The organism is Marinococcus tarijensis (assembly GCF_054971385.1).
In genome coordinates this window covers 49,035-65,932 of sequence record NZ_JBQOJA010000002.1, presented here as the reverse complement: position 1 = coordinate 65,932, position 16,898 = coordinate 49,035, and the positions used below count along the sequence as shown (strand labels likewise).

Sequence of the window (16,898 nt, the reverse complement as noted above, 5' to 3'; positions counted from 1 at the left end):
CCCCGCCCTTCTTCCAGCCGGCCCAGTCCGCAGCCGTCTCCGTGCCGGCCCATTCTGTCAGCTCCTGAATGATTTCCGGACAGGCAAACGGGTTGCTGATGTTTGCCGTTCCGACAGCAACCGCATCGGCTCCAGCCATCATAAATTCCAGCACGTCCTCCATGCCCATGATGCCGCCCATGCCGATAATAGGCAGTTCTGTTACCTGCCGCACCTGATATACCATCCGGATGGCCACCGGCTTAATGGCCGGCCCCGAAAGGCCCCCAATTTCATTGGCGAGCAGCGGCTTGCGCGTCACCGGATCGATTTTCATCCCCGATAATGTATTAATCAGCGACAGGCCGTCTGCGCCGGCATGTTCCACCGCTTTGGCAATTTCGGTAATATCCGTCACGTTGGGAGACAGCTTGACATAAACGGGCACGTCAGACACGTGCTTTACCCTTTTCGTCAGCTCTGCCGCAAGCTTCGGGTCGGTGCCAAACGTAATGCCGCCCTCTTTCACATTCGGGCAGGAAATATTGAGCTCCAGCGCTGCCACCATACCGGATTCCGACAGTCCGGCCGCCACCGCTTCGTAGTCTTCCATTTTGGTTCCCGCAACGTTTGCAAGAACCGGTGTGTCCAGCTGCTGGAGCCACGGCAGCTCCTGTTCAGTGACTCCTTTAAGCCCCGGGTTCTGCAGACCGATAGCGTTCAGCATGCCTGCTTCTGTTTCTGCCACCCGCGGTGTTTCATTACCGAACCGAGCTTCTTCGGTGGTCGCTTTAATCGCAATGGCTCCGAGATCATTAAGGTCGTAAAGCTGGGAAAATTCTTTTCCAAAGCCAAAGCATCCACTTGCCGGCATGACCGGGTTTTTCATCTCAAGCCCGGGCAGGTTCACGTGCAGCTTCATGACAGCACCACCTCTCCCCATGGAAAGACCGGGCCGTCGCTGCAAACCTTCCGGTAGCTTGTCCCGTCAGGATCATCTGTAGTGTGACACACACAGGCAAAGCAGGCTCCGATGCCGCAGCCCATACGCTCCTCAAGGGAAAGCTTCCCTTTTGCGGCCGCATAGGAGCTGTCGAGCGCGCGAAGCATTGGCAGCGGCCCACAGGCGTAAATAGCATCATAGGAAAGACCCTGGCGGTCAATCACATCTGTGACAAAGCCGGCCTCTCCTATACTTCCGTCAACTGTACTCACAAAGCAGTCTCCAAGTGCGCTGAACCTTTCCTGGAAGAACGCACTGGATTCATCGGCAAAGCCGAGCACGGTCTGCACCCGAATGCCCTGACCCGTCAGCTGTTTAGCGAGACCGAGCAGCGGCGGAACGCCGACGCCGCCCCCGACAATCAGTGCCTTTTCTCCTTCGCCCACGTCACTCGTGTCAAATCCATTGCCGAGAGGTCCGAGCACATCCACTTCGTCGCCTGCGCGCCAGGTCGCCATCCGGCTTGTCCCCTCGCCTTCAGCACGGAATACAAGCGCCATCCTCCGCTGTTCCGGCCAGTATTCACTAATGCTGACCGGACGGCGGAGAAGCGGGACGACATGCGGTGACGTCTTCACATGCACGAACTGCCCCGGCGCCTGAATACGCTCCGCCATGTCTCCTTCGAGTACGACTTCAAAAATCGATGCTGCAATTTCGTCGATTGAAACGACGGTCATCCATTCTTTTTGAATCACGCCATCACCTCGTTTGTGCGGTCTTCTTTCATCGCAGGCATAGCTTCTGTGGAGAAGGTGATCATCTCAAGCACCTTCAGCAGTGCCCCGGCCGTGTCGAGGGACGTGAGGCATACCACTTCATTTTCCACCGCTTCCCGCCGGATCCGGAAGCCGTCCGCCGCCGCTTTTTTCTGTTTTTCCATCGTGTTGATGACAAACTGGGCTTTTCCTTCCCGGATAAAGTCCAGAATGTTTGGCGACTCTTCCTCCACTTTTGCGACCGAGGAAGCCGGAATACCTTCCTTGTTCAGCCATGCCGCCGTTCCCTGTGTCGCTGTAATCGTATAGCCGATCGCATGAAACCTCCTGGCGAGCGCAAGTGCCTCCTTTTTCCATTCATCGGCAATAGTAAACAGCACGGTGCCGTGATTTGGAATTTTCATGCCCGAAGCGATCAGCCCTTTATACAATGCTTTCTCGAGCGTCTGGTCCCGGCCCATCACTTCGCCGGTTGATTTCATTTCTGGTCCGAGGGAAATTTCCACCTGGCGCAGCTTAGCGAATGAAAAGACCGGCACCTTGACCGAAACGCCTTCTGTCTCCGGCAGCAGACCGCTTTCGTACCCAAGGGAAGCAAGGCTTTCGCCGACCATAACCCGGGTGGCAAGCTTTGCAATCGGACATCCGGTAATTTTACTTAAAAACGGCAGGGTGCGACTCGCCCGCGGATTCACTTCAAGTACATACACTTCATCTTCATGTATGACAAACTGAATGTTCAGCAGCCCTTTAATGTTCAGACCCTTTCCGATAGCGACCGTCCGCTCAGCAAGCGTTTGTTTCGTCTTCTCGGAGAGCGTCTGCGATGGATAGACTGCAATCGAATCACCCGAATGCACGCCGGCGCGTTCAATGTGCTCCATGATGCCCGGAATAAGCACCGTCTCTCCATCTGAAATCGCGTCGACCTCCACTTCCTTTCCGACCATATAACGGTCGATCAAAACCGGGTGCTTGCGGTTGACGCGCACGGCCCGCTCCATGTAGTTAAGCAGCTCTTTTTCATTTCCGACGATTTCCATCGCCCGTCCACCCAGGACGTACGACGGGCGGACCAGAACCGGATAGCCGATATCAGCAGCCACCACCCGTGCCTCTTCTGTGCTGACCGCTGTACGGCCGAGCGGCTGAGGAATTTTCAACGACTGCAGCGCCGCTTCAAACTTATCCCGGTCCTCTGCCCGGTCCATGTCCTCAAGTGTAGTGCCCAGAATCTTTACGCCGTGCTCAGCGAGACCGTCCGCCAGGTTAATGGCGGTCTGGCCGCCGAATTGAACGATGACGCCCTCCGGCTGCTCCACATCGACCACGTGCATCACGTCCTCCACTGTGAGCGGCTCAAAGTACAGCTTGTCCGACACGCTGAAGTCTGTCGACACCGTTTCCGGGTTGTTGTTGATAATAATCGCTTCGTATCCCGCTTCTTGCAGCGCCCAGACGGTATGCACCGTCGCGTAGTCAAATTCCACTCCCTGCCCGATCCGTATCGGGCCGGAGCCGAGGACGATAACCGACGGACGCCCGGTTTTGCCGCTTTCGTTTTCCTCTTCATAGGAGGAATAGTAATACGGCGTTTCAGACTCAAATTCCGCCGCACACGTGTCGACCATTTTATACACCGGTGTAATACCCAGATCAAGGCGCTGGCTGCGCACCTGTTTTTCTGTTGTGTTCCAGTAGGCTGCCAGCGTTTCGTCAGCCATGCCGGTGGTCTTGGCTATCCGAAGCATTTCTTCATCATTTGGATAGGCGCGTGCCATTTCCGCAACCTTGACAATGCCGGCGAATTTTTCAAGGAAAAACAAATCAATTTTTGTCCAGTGGTGCAGCTGCTCGAGCGAGTAGCCGCGCTTTAGTGCTTCCCCGATATAAAACAGCCGCTCATCATCCGCACGAATAAGCTTGTCTATCAGCTTCTCTTCAGAGGCCTCTGCGTAGTCCGGGTGTGTCAGAAAAGCCCGCCCGAGTTCCAGCGACCGGATGCCTTTTAAAATGGACTCCTCGAATGAGCGTCCGATAGCCATTACTTCCCCGGTCGCCTTCATCTGTGTACCGAGCCGGCGGTTCGCTGCCTCAAATTTGTCGAACGGCCAGCGGGGGATCTTCGTTACTACGTAATCAAGAGCCGGCTCGAAGCTTGCGTACGTCGTGCCGGTGATCGGATTCTTTAACTCATCGAGCTTATAGCCGGCCGCAATTTTTGCTGCCAGTTTGGCAATCGGGTAGCCGGTGGCTTTGGACGCAAGTGCCGAGGAGCGGCTTACGCGCGGGTTAACCTCAATGATATAGTATTCAAAGCTGTCCGGGGAGAGAGCAAACTGCACGTTGCAGCCGCCTTCAATTTCGAGCGCACGGATGATTTTCAGGGACGAGTCCCGGAGCATATGGTACTCCCGGTCGGCAAGCGTCTGGCTCGGGGCGGTGACAATCGAGTCACCGGTATGAATCCCTACCGCATCAATGTTTTCCATGTTACAGACAACAATCGCCTGTCCCGAGCTGTCGCGCATCACTTCGTATTCAAGCTCTTTAAAGCCGGCGATGCTTTTTTCCAGCAGGCACTGGGTTACCGGGCTGTATTTAAGTCCGGAGCCGACGATTTCCACCAGCTCGTCGTGATTATCCACCAGGCCGCCGCCGGTACCGCCGAGCGTATAGGCCGGCCGGACGATGACCGGATAGCCGATTTCCTCCACAAAGGCTTCTGCTTCCTGCAGGTTGTGCACGATGGTGCTTTCCGGCACCGGCTCGTTCAGCTCATACATCAGGTTCCGGAAGGACTCCCGGTCCTCTGCCTGCTCAATGGCCGACAGCTCGGTGCCAAGAAGGGAAATATCATACCGCTCGAGCAGCCCGTGGCGGTGCAGCTCCATCGCCATATTCAGGCCGGTCTGGCCGCCAAGGGTTGGCAGAATCGCGTCGGGCCGTTCCTTGCGGATGACCCGGTCAACAAATTCAAGGGTGAGCGGCTCCATGTACACCTGGTCGGCAATATTGGTGTCCGTCATGATGGTTGCCGGATTGGAATTAATTAAAATGACCTCGTAGCCCTCTTCCTTTAACGCCTGGCACGCCTGGGTGCCGGCGTAGTCAAACTCCGCCGCCTGGCCGATCACGATAGGGCCGGAGCCAATCACTAATATTTTTTGGATATCTGTACGTTTTGGCATGGTGACTCCCCTTTTACATTCGAGTAGGTACTTTTTCGTAGCGGTTCATTAAGCGGACAAACTGATCGAACAGGTCGTTGGCATCGCTCGGCCCCGGGCAGGCCTCCGGATGGTACTGAACGCTGAAGGCAGGGTATTCCCGGTGCTCGACGCCTTCCACTGTGCCATCATTGACGTTGACGTGCGTCAGTATAAGGTCAGTGCCCATCAGCGAATCCCGGTCCACGGTATAGCCGTGATTCTGGGAGGTTATATCCACCCGGCCGGTTTTAACCTGCTTGACCGGATGGTTCCCTCCCCGGTGGCCAAATTTAAGCTTGGAGGATGTAGCCCCGCAGGCAAGACTCAGCAGTTGGTGCCCGAGACAGATGCCAAAGACCGGTACTTCCCCAATCAGGCCACGGAGCGTCTCCACGGCCTCCGGCACGTCTTCAGGGTCTCCCGGGCCGTTACTGAGCATTACTCCGTCCGGGTTCAGGGCGAGCACTTCCTTCGCCGTGGCATTGTACGGGAGCACAAATACGTCGCAGCCGCGGCTGAGCAGATTCCGGGTAATGCCGTGCTTGGCCCCGTAATCCATCAGGACGACCCGTTTGCCGTTGCCCGGTGCATGGTAGGCGTTTTTCGTACTGACCCTGGACACCTGGTCGCGGGGGTCAATCCACTGCTGCAGCTCCCGGACGATTTCCTCCTCTTCCGCTTCTTCTGCGCACAGTCTGCCGCGCAGTGTACCGGCGGTCCGGATCATTTTCGTCAGGCGGCGTGTATCAATGCCGCACAGGCCGGGAATATCCTTTTCGTAAAGCCATTCGCTGAGCGTGCCGATGCTTCGGAAATTGCTCGGATGCGAAGCTGCTTCCTTGACGATCAGTCCGCCGGCAGAGGGATGCATCGTTTCGAAGTCATCCCGGTTAATTCCGTAGTTGCCGATCAGCGGGTACGTCAGCGTCACCAGCTGATCGCAGTAGGACGGGTCGGATAAAATTTCCTGATAACCGGTCATCCCGGTGTTAAATACAACTTCCCCTACAGTTTCCCGTTCGCTTCCAATGCCTTCTCCGTGAAAAACTGCTCCATTTTCCAGTATTAATTTCCGCTTCATTGCTGCACCTCTTCCTTTTCATACACTATCTGTCCGTCTACGATCGTGAGTACCGGCCAGCCTTTCAGCTTCCAGCCGGCAAACGGCGTATTTTTTCCTTTTGACACAAACTGAGCAGGGTCGACCGTTTCCTCGTGCTCCAGGTCTATGAGCGTCAGGTCTGCAGCAGCGCCTGTGGCAAGCGTGCCGGCAGCAAGTCCGAATACCCTGGCCGGATGCCCCGTCATTGATGCAAGCAGATATTCCAGAGTACATACCCCGTTTAATACCAGTTCGTTATATAAAAGCGGAAAGGCCGTTTCAAATCCCGTAATGCCAAATGGAGCTTCGCCTATCGGCCGTGCTTTTTCTTCAGCAGCGTGAGGCGCGTGGTCGGTCGCTATAAAATCAATGGCGCCGTCGAGCCAGGCCTCAAGCAGCGCCTGCCGGTCCCCGCGGGAGCGAAGCGGCGGATTCATTTTATAGTTCGTATCCACCTCCGGTATGTCGTCTTCACTGAGCAGCAGATGATGCGGTGTGACTTCGGCTGTTACATGGATCCCGGCACGCTTTGCATCGCGGATCAGCCGCACAGATTCCTTCGTGCTCACGTGACACACGTGATAGTGGCAGCCGGCCGCTTCAGCGAGCAGAATGTCCCGGGCGATATGAACGGATTCAGCTACCGCCGGTATACCCTTTAGTCCGTTTTTTTCCGCGAACCTCCCGGCGTGCACGCTGCCGCCGTACACGAGCGTATTTTCTTCACAGTGCGCCACCACCGGCATATCGAGCGCTGCGGCTTCCTGCATGGCTTCGTACATGACAGAGGCGTCCTGCACCCCCACTCCGTCATCTGTAAAAGCAAAGGCCCCGTGCTCTTTCAGTGCTTTCATGTTCGTACGCTCGGCCCCCTGCTGTTTTTCCGTAATGGAGGCGTAGGGACGGACACGAACCACAGCCGTGGCTTCGATACGTTCATACAACAGATCAAGCTTTCCTGCGGAGTCCGGTACCGGATGCGTATTTGGCATCGGACAAACGGTGGTGAATCCGCCTTTCGCCGCCGCCTTTGTACCTGAATAGATCGTTTCTTTGTGCTCGCCTCCCGGCTCACGAAGATGCACATGCACGTCAACCAGGCCCGGACTGAGCAGCCTTCCTTTCGCATCGAGCACTACGTCAGCCTCCTCCGGCGCCCGGCCAATTTCCCGGATACGCCCATTTTCAACCAGTACATCCCGTGGTTCGATGGTTTCCCCGGAGGTGAACACCTGCGCATTGATAATCCATCCGTTCATTTCCAATCTCCTCCTTTAGCCTGTCTTAATACATGGTCAAGCACAGCCATCCGGATAAAAACACCGTTTGTCATCTGCCTGAATATTCTTGAGCGGTCTCCCTCCACGAGCTCGTCCGCGATCTCCACGCCCCGGTTGATCGGGGCCGGATGCATAATAATGCTTTTGTCCTTCATGCGCTGCGCCCGCTCTATGGTGAGCCCGTATGCTTCGTGATAATCGTTTGGGCCCGCTATCAGCTGAACGGTATGCCGTTCATGCTGTATGCGGAGCATCATCATAACGTCCGCCACCTCCACCGCTTCATCCATTGGTATAAAGCGGCTGCTCATAGCTTCATCCATCCATTCTTTTGGTCCCGATACATATACCTTCGCTCCAAGACGCTCCAATACCTCCACGTTTGAACGGGCGACCCGGCTGTGCCGGATATCACCGGCAATGACAACCTTCACTCCGGCAAACCGCCCAAACTCCTGCTGGATTGTCATTAAATCCAGAAACGACTGCGTGGGGTGATGCCCACAGCCGTCCCCTCCATTAATAATGGGGATGCTGATAGAGTCCCGCAGTTCATCAAAGTACCGTTCCTGCTCGTGACGGATAACGACCACGTCGGCTCCAATGCTTTCGATCGTGCGCACTGTATCGTACAGACTCTCTCCCTTTTTTACGCTTGAGGTGGCAGCATCGAAGTGAAGAATCCCGAGACCGAGATTCTGTTCGGCCGCTTCAAAGCTGAGCTTGGTCCGGGTGCTGGGCTCAAAAAATAAGTTCGCTGCGTACAACGGAAGGCTTTTCCGTTCCCGGTCCGTCTCTGCGAAGGCGTTGGCCCTCGCCAGCAGCTCATGAATCTGCCGCACATCCCATTCCTCCATAGTGAGCACATGCTGGACCGCTGCTGTTTTTGAAGATTTCATACTCATCATCGTTTCCGCTCCTTTTTTAAGCGCTTCGATCCCTATATAAAAAACCCGGAGTCGGAAAGACTCCAGGTTTACGGGTATGAAGAAACGCCCCGCGCAGGATAGTCTGCCGACGGAAGTGTTTCCATGCCGTTCAACCTTGGATGTCTCTCTGTACTTCCTTAAAGGATGATCAAGCTGCCTTATTTTTTGATGTAGATGTACTGACGGATTCAAACATTGACCGGTTGCCGTAGGAATCTTCTTTGCCCGGAAGCACGGAATGCAGCACCATGCCGATTACTGTAGCAAGCGCCATGCTCGAAATTTCAAAGTACTCCCCAACTTCAATAAACGCTCCTCCAATACCGGTTACCAGGATCACGGAGCTGATGATCAGGTTTCGCTTAATGCCAAGGTCGATGTTATTATCAATCAGCATCCGGAGTCCGTTCGAGGCGATGATGCCAAACAGCAGAATCGAAACCCCGCCCATTACAGCTCCCGGGATGCTTGCAATAAAGGCTTCCACCTTTCCGATAAACCCAAAGCTGATAGCAAGCACTGCCGCTCCGCCAATCACATACACGCTGAACACGCGAGTGATAGCCAGCACGCCGATGTTTTCCCCGTACGTCGTGTTCGGCGGCCCCCCGAGGACCGCAGCAAACATTGTTGCCACCCCGTCTCCCATGATGGAACGGTGCAGCCCCGGGGACTTCAGAAAGTTTTTTTCCGCTACTTTGCTTAATACGAGCTGGTCACCGATATGTTCGGCAATCGTCACAAGCGCAATCGGTGCCATGATCGCGATAACGCTCCAGCTCCAATCCGGGCTGTACGTAGCAAACGGGACGGAGAAGTCCGGCACCTGAATCCAGGCAGCCTCTCCGATGGCACCTGTATTTACCATACCGGCAGCAAGCGCCGTCAGGTAGCCGCCGATGATGCCAAACAGGACGGGAATGATGCGGAAAAAGCCGCGGAAAAACACAGACGCGACAATGACTATGGCAAGTGTAACGGCGGCTACGCTCATATGGCGCATTGGTTCATTATAGTTCCCGGTGTCTGCGTTGTAGTTCATCGACATTTCGATTGCCGTTGTCGCAAGGCCGAGGCCGATAACCATAATAACCGGACCGACTACGACCGGCGGGAGAATATTCATCAGCCAGCCTACACCGGCTTTACGGATAATCAGTGCCGTAATGCCGTAAACAAGCCCCGCTGCGAGCGAACCGAGCATGACGCCTCCCGGCCCCCCGATGGATAAAGCGGCAATGATTGGGAAAATAAAAGCGAATGACGAGCCGAGATAAGCCGGTATCTGTCCTTTGGTGATTGCCAGATAGGCAAGTGTTCCAAGGCCGCTGGAAACAAGGGCTACGGCCGGGCTGAGTCCTGTAAGCGCCGGCACGAGTATTGTCGATCCGAACATGGCGAACAAATGCTGCAGGCTCAGAATCAGCCACGTAGCCGGGGCTGGTCGGGTCTGGATATGGATATCTTCATTATTTTTCATGATAAACCTCCACTAATATTGGCATGGAGGGAAGAAACGCTTTCGTCTCATCCCTTTTTGAACTCACTGGTTCAAATTAAAGAGAAATCCTGTTATGCAGAATGGATACTCACCTGGTCTTCGCCGTCTTCTTCTGCCATGTTGACAGCGATAATTTCTTCCCGGGAGGTCGGTACGTTTTTGCCGATGTAGTCCGGCCGAACGGGAAGCTCCCGGTGACCACGGTCCACGAGCACGGCCAGCTGGATCTGTGCCGGCCGGCCGCTGTCCATCATGGCGTCCATGGCTGCCCGCACGGTCCGTCCGGTATATAACACATCGTCCACCAGAATCACTGTCTTTCCGGTAATCTCTCCAGGAAGCACAGCCCCGCGCAGCTCCGGCTCCTGGCTGTTATTGTTGTGGGATAAATCATCACGGTACATCGTAATGTCCACTTCGCCAATCGGAATCGCGTTTCCTTCAATCCGTTCGATACTTTCCGCGAGCCGGTTGGCAATGTAAATGCCCCGCGTTTTGATTCCGACCAGGATACAGTCTTCCACGCCTTTGTTTCGTTCAATAATTTCGTGCGATACCCTCGTCAGAGCTCTCCGGATTGCCTGTTCATCCAAAAGCACCCGTTCCATCTGCACCATCCTCCTTTACTTCATAAAAAAAGCCCCCATCCCGTAAGGATGAGAGCTTGCGGATCCGGGCACATTCATCCGCAGGCCGGATATTACACATACGCCGCCCTGAGTACTTCTGCGCTCAGTCACCACCTCTTCTCAGCCTCACGGGACTGTGTTAAAAAGGCATTCGTTTTTTTCGTTATTACGTAGTATGACAGTCTTTTTTTGTGCGGTCAACTAGTTTTGTTAAGTTCATCAATAGCAGCCTGCATCTCTTCCGGCAGTTCGGCCTCCACTTCAACCCAATTTCTGCTTACAGGATGCTCAAAGCGGAGACGGTACGCATGCAGCGCCTGGCCCGGAAGAGAAAGAGTCTTCCGGCGCCCGTACTTCGGATCAGCGGCCACCGGATGGCCGATCTCGGCAAAATGCACACGGATCTGATGCATCCGGCCGGTTTCAAGCTCACACTCCACAAACGTATATTTGTGCCACCACTGCAGCACCTGAAAGTGAGTCACTGCCGGCTTCGAGTTTTCACGCACCGCCGCCATTTTCTGACGGTCATGGGGATCACGGCCGATCGGCATATCAATTTTCCCTGTCTCGTGCGGTACCTCTCCGTGCACAATTGCTTTATATTTCCGCTCAATTTTCCGCTCCTTCATCTGGGCGGATAACTGCTCGTAAGCCTCAGGATGCTTAGCCGTTATAAGGAGGCCGGATGTATCCTTATCCAGGCGGTGAATCAGCCCTGCCCGGGCTTCGGGATGGTCCTGCCATGCCGGATAGCGGTGCAGAAGCCCGTTCATCAATGTTCCGCGGGTGTGACCCGGTGCCGGATGCACAACCATGCCTCTTGGTTTGTAGATCACTACCACATCGTCATCCTCATAGCGTATGTCAAGATCCATTTCTTCCGGCGTCATTTCTTCATGATTGTCCTCAGGAACAGTAACGTCAATGCGGTCACCGGCCTGAAGCTTGTAATTATTTTTCACACGACCGCCGTTGACTGTGACCCAGCCCTCTTTCACCCATTGCTGAACGACCGAACGCGATTCTCCCAATTCTTCTGTCATCAGACGGTCAATTCTTGTGCCCTGCTCTTCGTCGTCAATAATTCGTGGATTCATGTGCTTCTTCCTTCTTTCGTGATCTTTCATCTAAAAACATACCGATAATCAACCAGATTACACCTACTGTCAGGGCAGCATCTGCGACATTGAAAATCGGATAATTATAGGCGAACAGGTAAACATCAACAAAGTCTACAACTTCGCCAAAAAGCATACGGTCAATGAAATTTCCAACAGCTCCTCCAAGAACGAGGGCCAATGGAATACCAAAAGTAAACGAGAGCGTACCGTACTGCTGCATGTAATACACTACTACCGCTATTACGACGATCGTAATAATTAAGAAAAACCAGCGCTGGCCCTGTAATATACCAAAGGCCGCTCCTGCATTCCGGTGAGAGGTCAGATATAAAAAAGACGGGACCACTTCAATGCTTTCTCCAATACGCATGGAGGCAGCTACTATGTATTTGGTTACCTGATCGAAAATAATAATCAGCGCAGCCAGCAGGTAATGCCACTTAATAATTTTCATACGGCCTCTTTCATCCTCTCTTGCGGTGTGCGTTCCATCCTTAGCATTTTAGCATATATTCGCCGGTGCGAACAGCGCCCGGGCGCGACCCTTCCGCCCCTTACTTTCCGTATAAAAAAGGAGCCCCCCCTGCTGGAAAGGGACTCCTCACATGCTATGATTGACTGACGTTTTCTTTTTGATGCATGACCGAGGCACAGCGGCTGCAGAGATCCGGATACGCCGGGTCTTCTCCCACTGTTTCGGTCACTTCCCAGCAGCGTTCGCAGCGTTCACCTTCCGCTGCTCCTACCACAACGCTTACTTCGTCAAGCTTCGCTGCTTCCGCCGGGGCCTCTGACGCTGAGCCGGCAATTTCTGCCTTCGACACAATAAATAGCGTTTTTAAACGGGTTACGCTCTGCAGCATATCCTTTACTTCCCCGTCTGCGTAAATATCTACCGAGGCTTCAAGCGACTTGCCAATCACTTTTTCTCCTCTCGCTGTTTCGAGAGCCTTTAATACATCGTCCCGCACATCCATGAGACGATCCCACTTCCGGCGGAGCTCTTCATCCTCCGTCGAACGGTCCGCCTGCGGCATATCCGTCAGCTGTACGCTGTCAGCTTCTGTCTGAGGGATGAATTCCCATACCTCTTCGGCCGTATGCGGAATGATCGGTGCGATCATCTGCACAAGAGCTGTTAACGTGTCATACAGTACCGTCTGCACAGCCCGGCGGCGGACATCGTCTTCATGCTCGACGTAGAGCGTGTCCTTGGCGATATCAAGATAAAACGAGCTCAGATCTACGGTGCAGAAGTTGTGGAACGTTTGATAAACATTAACAAACTGGTATTCTTCATAGCCGGCACGGATTTTTGCAATCAAATCCTGCAGGCGCAGATGCATATATTGATCAAGCTCGCTCCAGTCCGCCGGCTCAACCCGGTGCTTAACCGGATCAAAATCGCTCAGGTTTCCGAGCATAAACCGGAACGTGTTACGGATCTTGCGGTACGCTTCAGCGATCTGCTTTAAAATGTTGTCCGAGAGCCGGTGGTCCGCCTGATAGTCGACACTCGACACCCAGAGTCTTAGAATATCTGCGCCGAGCTGCTTTGTGATGTCGTTTGGAGAAATTGTATTACCGAGCGATTTGCTCATTTTTTTGCCTTCTCCGTCCATCGTAAAGCCGTGGCTCAGTACGGAACGGTACGGCGCTTTTCCGGTAACCGCAACACTTGTTGTAAGAGAGGAGTTAAACCAGCCGCGGTACTGATCGGAGCCTTCAAGATACATATCAGCCGGACGCTGCAGAAGCGGAGATGCCTCAAGCACTGACTGATGGGACGACCCGCTGTCGAACCACACGTCCATAATATCCATTTCTCTTGTAAAGATGCCGTTTGGACTGTGCTCCGACGTAAACCCTTCCGGCAGCAGATCGGCTGTTTCCCATTCAAACCATACGTTGGAGCCATGGCTGCGGAACAGCTCGGATACGTGCTGGATGGTTTCATCGTTAATAAGCGCTTCGCCGTCCTCTGCATAAAAGACCGGAATTGGCACACCCCAGGCACGCTGTCTCGAAATACACCAGTCGCCCCGGTCACGCACCATATTGTACAGCCTTGTTTCTCCCCATGCCGGGGTCCATGTCACCTGGCTAATTTCGTCTAAAAGCTCGCCCCGGATGTTTTCGATCGAAGCAAACCACTGGTCAGTCGCCCGGTAAATCACCGGCTTTTTCGTTCTCCAGTCATGCGGATACGAGTGGCTGAAGAAATTCAGCTGCAATAGCGCCCCGAGCTGATCGAGGTTGTCCGTGATCGCTTTATTCGCCTTATCGTAAAACAGTCCTTCAAAGCCCGGGGCTTCGTCAGTAAACACTCCTTTATCGTCGACGGGACAAAGTGTTTCCAGACCGTACTGCTGTCCTACCACAAAGTCTTCCTCCCCGTGGCCCGGCGCTGTGTGTACACAGCCGGTACCGGCATCGAGCGTTACGTGATCGCCGAGAATGACGAGGGAGTCCCGGCCGTAAATAGGGTGCTCAGCCATCACGTATTCCAGGTCGCTGCCCTTCATGCGCTTTGTAATCTCATAGCCGTCCCACTCAAGCTTTTGTTCAAGCTCCTCGAGCAGCCCCTCGGCTACGACATACTTTTCTCCATTCGCCTTCACGACGACGTAGTCAAGCTCTGGATGAACAGTGATCGCCAGGTTTGCCGGGATCGTCCACGGGGTCGTCGTCCAGATGATAAACTTTTCATCGCCCTCGAGAACGTCCTTGCCGTCTTTAACCGCAAACGATACGTAAATCGACGGAGAGCGCATATCGTGGTATTCGATCTCTGCTTCTGCCAGGGCCGACTCTGAGGATGGCGACCAGTAGACCGGTTTTTTGCCTTTATAAATATGACCGCGCTTGGCCATTTCGCCGAATACCTGGATCTGCTGGGCTTCGTACTCATGATGCATCGTCACATATGGGTTCTCCCAATCACCTCTTACTCCGAGACGTTTAAACTGCTCCCGCTGCCGGTCAATTTGTTTTTCCGCATATTCTTCACACGCAGCACGGAACTCAGCTGTCGTCATTTTTTTCCGGTCGACTTTCTTGTTTTTCGAAAGCGCCGTTTCAATCGGAAGCCCGTGAACGTCCCAGCCCGGCACGTACGGCGCATGGTAGCCTGTCATTGATTTATAGCGGACGATAAAGTCCTTGAGTACTTTATTCAGAGCGTGCCCCATGTGAATGTCGCCGTTGGCATAGGGTGGCCCGTCGTGCAGCACAAACAGCGGACGGCCTTCGGTGCGGGCCTGCACCTGCTCATAGATGTCCTGCTCATTCCAAGTTTTCTGGCGTTCCGGTTCTTTATTTGGCAGATTGCCGCGCATTGGAAATTTGGTTTTTGGCATTAACAGTGATTCTTTATAACTCATTTCCGCATCCTCCTTTTTTCTTACAACAAAAAGAGCCATTCGGAGCCCCTGTGCATAGGGGCGAGAATGACTCGCGGTACCACCCTGATGAGCGCAGGAAGCCATACGGCTCCCTGCTTGTCTCTTCATTGGCAATAACGGCTTTTTCAAAGCCGCCTTAACTTACTGCTTTGTTCAGTTAAGGAACTCCGGGGTGATAACAAAAATGCCCTGGTTCTGCGCTTACACCAACCGCAGATCGCTGAGACCGGTACATTACTGCCTGCTCCCCTTCAACGTTTATCGAATATGATAATGCAAAAGTATAATCTAGTTGCCGGTGTTAGTCAAGACGTTCGCCGTCGCCTGCATAAACGTCCGCCTCCGCCGGTTCTTCCTCGGAAAGATTCAGCCATTCATCCGAATGAAGCATTTCCATCTGGGCTTCGAGCAGCATTTTAAATTTGGTCTGGTAAACAGAAGCCTGCTTTTTCAACTCTTCAATTTCAAGCTCAATCCGGCGGGATTTGTTCAGGGCATCGTTGACAATCCGATCCGCATTTTTCTCCGCTTCCTTCACCGTCAGCTGCCCTTCCTTCTCGGCATTTTTCCGCACTTCTTCTGCCGATTCCTGGGCTACATAAATCGATTTGTTCAGCGTTTCTTCAATGCTCGAGAAATGATTAATCCGGTCTTCAAGCTCTTTTGTACGGTCATACAGCTCGTCACGTTCACGAATCACATCTTCAAAATCCTTAATGAGCTGCTTTAAAAAATCGTTTACTTCATCTTCGTCGTATCCCCGGAAACCTCTTGTGAATTCCTTATTATGAATATCCAGTGGTGTTAAAGGCAAAGTCTTTCACCCTTTCTACAATTCAAGTATGTATACCGGCCCGAAAGCCTGCTGCCTTTTACTGCATTCGCGGCGAAAAAGGCAGTTCCTTCTTGCAACAGAAAAAAGGTTATTTTTTTCTTTTCTGCTCTTTAATTCCGTACACAATCCGCTGCTTATCTTTTTTCGTGCGTCCGAGCACCTCCATCAATTTGGAGCGGCCAAGCCCGCGCACCGAAACATAATCCCCAGGACGCAGCATATAGGAGGGGTGGTCGACCTTTTTCCAGTTCACGCGCACCTTCGCTTTTTCTATGAACGGAAGTGTTTTGCTTCTTGAAAGCCGGTATGCTTCTGCCATAAATGTATCAAGCCGAAGCGAAGAAACCGTCGTTTCGCGTTCCACCCACTGCTCTTCTATCGGCAGCATAGCGGAAAACGGTTTTTCCACCGGCGTTACGGAAACGTTGGCGATTTTGGGAAGATTCAGCTCGATATAGCTGCGGACTTCGGCAGCCGCCACGAATTGAAAACGCCCCTCCCCTTCCAGAATATCACCGAACTTCTCCCGTTTTAACCCGATGCCCATCAGGGCACCGAGAACATCCTTATGTTCAAGAGAAGCAAATTTCTGCGGATAGGATATTTCAAACAATATCAGTTGAAAATCCTCCTGCTCCGGCTGTTCGTAAAATGGATAAATCAGCGCCCGCTTTCGCTCAGCATCGTCGTTTCCCCCGGCAAAAGCATAATGGACAGTTTCATCTTTTCCGATAACTGACGCTAAAATATCCCGCTCCCGCGGATCGAGAAAATCGGTCAGCCGTCTTTCGAAATTTGTTTCGACTGCTTCTTTCCAGTCTGACGCCTGTTCCACCCAGGCTCTTTCTTCCGGCCTGAAGTGTTCGAGCATATTCATGTTGTATTCACCTCAATTAAAACAACGCCCCGGCATTGAAAAACAGCGCCCGGATGCCGGATTCTGCAAAAAAGAGTACGATGATTGCCACAATCGGCGAAATATCAAGCGGGCCGAGCGGTGGAATGAAACGGCGGAACGGCTCCAAATATGGTTCACAGATCGAACCGATAAACTGGCCGATCGTAGATTCTCTCGCGTTTGGGAACCAGGACATGAAAATATATACTATTAACACAATCCGGTAAATACTGATTAAACTAATCAGCAAAGAACCTATAAGCTGCATAATCCCTCTCCTTTC

Annotated in this window: 13 protein-coding genes, 1 pseudogene and 1 other annotated feature; all 14 genes and pseudogenes read right to left on the bottom strand. The window is 53.2% G+C overall.

Annotated elements, in window-relative coordinates; all coding sequences use genetic code 11:
* Positions 1-58 precede the first annotated feature (58 nt).
* Positions 59-901, bottom strand: a pseudogene (locus ACTTK7_RS01520) (dihydroorotate dehydrogenase); the annotation flags it as partial.
* On the bottom strand, positions 898-1,680 hold the full coding sequence (locus tag ACTTK7_RS01515; protein ID WP_462865247.1) for a dihydroorotate dehydrogenase electron transfer subunit: 783 nt from the start codon (positions 1,678-1,680) through the stop codon (positions 898-900). The pseudogene ACTTK7_RS01520 and the gene ACTTK7_RS01515, both read right to left, overlap by 4 nt.
* Positions 1,677-4,892: a carbamoyl-phosphate synthase large subunit gene (carB, locus tag ACTTK7_RS01510; protein WP_462865246.1), complete on the bottom strand. Its 3,216-nt coding sequence runs from the start codon at positions 4,890-4,892 to the stop codon at positions 1,677-1,679. Before carB ends, ACTTK7_RS01515 begins: the two co-directional genes overlap by 4 nt.
* A 13-nt stretch (positions 4,893-4,905) precedes the next feature.
* Positions 4,906-5,994: a carbamoyl phosphate synthase small subunit gene (locus ACTTK7_RS01505; protein WP_462865244.1), complete on the bottom strand. Its 1,089-nt coding sequence runs from the start codon at positions 5,992-5,994 to the stop codon at positions 4,906-4,908.
* Entirely contained in the window at positions 5,991-7,274 is a 1,284-nt protein-coding gene (locus tag ACTTK7_RS01500) for a dihydroorotase (RefSeq protein WP_462865243.1), read from the bottom strand. The genes ACTTK7_RS01505 and ACTTK7_RS01500 overlap by 4 nt, the downstream gene beginning before the upstream one ends.
* A complete protein-coding gene (locus ACTTK7_RS01495) occupies positions 7,271-8,194 on the bottom strand; it encodes an aspartate carbamoyltransferase catalytic subunit (protein ID WP_462865409.1) in 924 nt (307 codons plus the stop codon). Before ACTTK7_RS01495 ends, ACTTK7_RS01500 begins: the two co-directional genes overlap by 4 nt.
* 178 nt (positions 8,195-8,372) lie before the next feature.
* Positions 8,373-9,704 carry a solute carrier family 23 protein gene (locus ACTTK7_RS01490; RefSeq protein ID WP_462865241.1) on the bottom strand — a complete coding sequence of 444 codons (1,332 nt, stop codon included), beginning with the start codon at positions 9,702-9,704 and terminating at the stop codon, positions 8,373-8,375.
* A gap of 92 nt (positions 9,705-9,796) precedes the next feature.
* Positions 9,797-10,333, bottom strand: a complete 537-nt coding sequence (pyrR, locus tag ACTTK7_RS01485; RefSeq protein WP_462865239.1) for a bifunctional pyr operon transcriptional regulator/uracil phosphoribosyltransferase PyrR — start codon at positions 10,331-10,333, stop codon at positions 9,797-9,799.
* Positions 10,334-10,551: 218 nt separating this feature from the next.
* A complete protein-coding gene (locus ACTTK7_RS01480; protein ID WP_462865237.1) occupies positions 10,552-11,454 on the bottom strand; it encodes an RluA family pseudouridine synthase in 903 nt (300 codons plus the stop codon).
* Positions 11,435-11,932 carry a signal peptidase II gene (gene lspA, locus ACTTK7_RS01475; RefSeq protein WP_462865235.1) on the bottom strand — a complete coding sequence of 166 codons (498 nt, stop codon included), beginning with the start codon at positions 11,930-11,932 and terminating at the stop codon, positions 11,435-11,437. Before lspA ends, ACTTK7_RS01480 begins: the two co-directional genes overlap by 20 nt.
* 154 nt (positions 11,933-12,086) lie before the next feature.
* On the bottom strand, positions 12,087-14,861 hold the full coding sequence (gene ileS, locus ACTTK7_RS01470) for an isoleucine--tRNA ligase (RefSeq protein ID WP_462865234.1): 2,775 nt from the start codon (positions 14,859-14,861) through the stop codon (positions 12,087-12,089).
* Positions 14,862-14,914: 53 nt separating this feature from the next.
* Positions 14,915-15,146, bottom strand: a binding site (T-box leader).
* 37 nt (positions 15,147-15,183) lie between these two features.
* Positions 15,184-15,696, bottom strand: coding sequence for a DivIVA domain-containing protein (locus ACTTK7_RS01465; RefSeq protein ID WP_462865232.1), 513 nt, complete (start codon positions 15,694-15,696; stop codon positions 15,184-15,186).
* A 109-nt stretch (positions 15,697-15,805) separates the two neighbouring features.
* Positions 15,806-16,594: a YlmH family RNA-binding protein gene (locus ACTTK7_RS01460; RefSeq protein WP_462865230.1), complete on the bottom strand. Its 789-nt coding sequence runs from the start codon at positions 16,592-16,594 to the stop codon at positions 15,806-15,808.
* 16 nt (positions 16,595-16,610) lie between these two features.
* Positions 16,611-16,883, bottom strand: a complete 273-nt coding sequence (locus tag ACTTK7_RS01455; protein ID WP_022792702.1) for a YggT family protein — start codon at positions 16,881-16,883, stop codon at positions 16,611-16,613.
* Positions 16,884-16,898: the final 15 nt, after the last annotated feature.

Excerpts from the sequence above, each read along its gene's own strand:
- ACTTK7_RS01505 (WP_462865244.1), bottom strand. The coding sequence starts at position 5,994 with ATGAAGCGGAAATTAATACTGGAAAATGGAGCAGTTTTTCACGGAGAA.
- carB (WP_462865246.1), bottom strand. The coding sequence starts at position 4,892 with ATGCCAAAACGTACAGATATCCAAAAAATATTAGTGATTGGCTCCGGC.
- ACTTK7_RS01490 (WP_462865241.1), bottom strand. The coding sequence starts at position 9,704 with ATGAAAAATAATGAAGATATCCATATCCAGACCCGACCAGCCCCGGCT.
- ACTTK7_RS01500 (WP_462865243.1), bottom strand. The coding sequence starts at position 7,274 with ATGAACGGATGGATTATCAATGCGCAGGTGTTCACCTCCGGGGAAACC.
- pyrR (WP_462865239.1), bottom strand. The coding sequence starts at position 10,333 with ATGGAACGGGTGCTTTTGGATGAACAGGCAATCCGGAGAGCTCTGACG.
- ACTTK7_RS01460 (WP_462865230.1), bottom strand. The coding sequence starts at position 16,594 with ATGAATATGCTCGAACACTTCAGGCCGGAAGAAAGAGCCTGGGTGGAA.
- lspA (WP_462865235.1), bottom strand. The coding sequence starts at position 11,932 with ATGAAAATTATTAAGTGGCATTACCTGCTGGCTGCGCTGATTATTATT.
- ACTTK7_RS01455 (WP_022792702.1), bottom strand. The coding sequence starts at position 16,883 with ATGCAGCTTATAGGTTCTTTGCTGATTAGTTTAATCAGTATTTACCGG.
- ACTTK7_RS01480 (WP_462865237.1), bottom strand. The coding sequence starts at position 11,454 with ATGAATCCACGAATTATTGACGACGAAGAGCAGGGCACAAGAATTGAC.
- ileS (WP_462865234.1), bottom strand. The coding sequence starts at position 14,861 with ATGAGTTATAAAGAATCACTGTTAATGCCAAAAACCAAATTTCCAATG.
- ACTTK7_RS01495 (WP_462865409.1), bottom strand. The coding sequence starts at position 8,194 with ATGAAATCTTCAAAAACAGCAGCGGTCCAGCATGTGCTCACTATGGAG.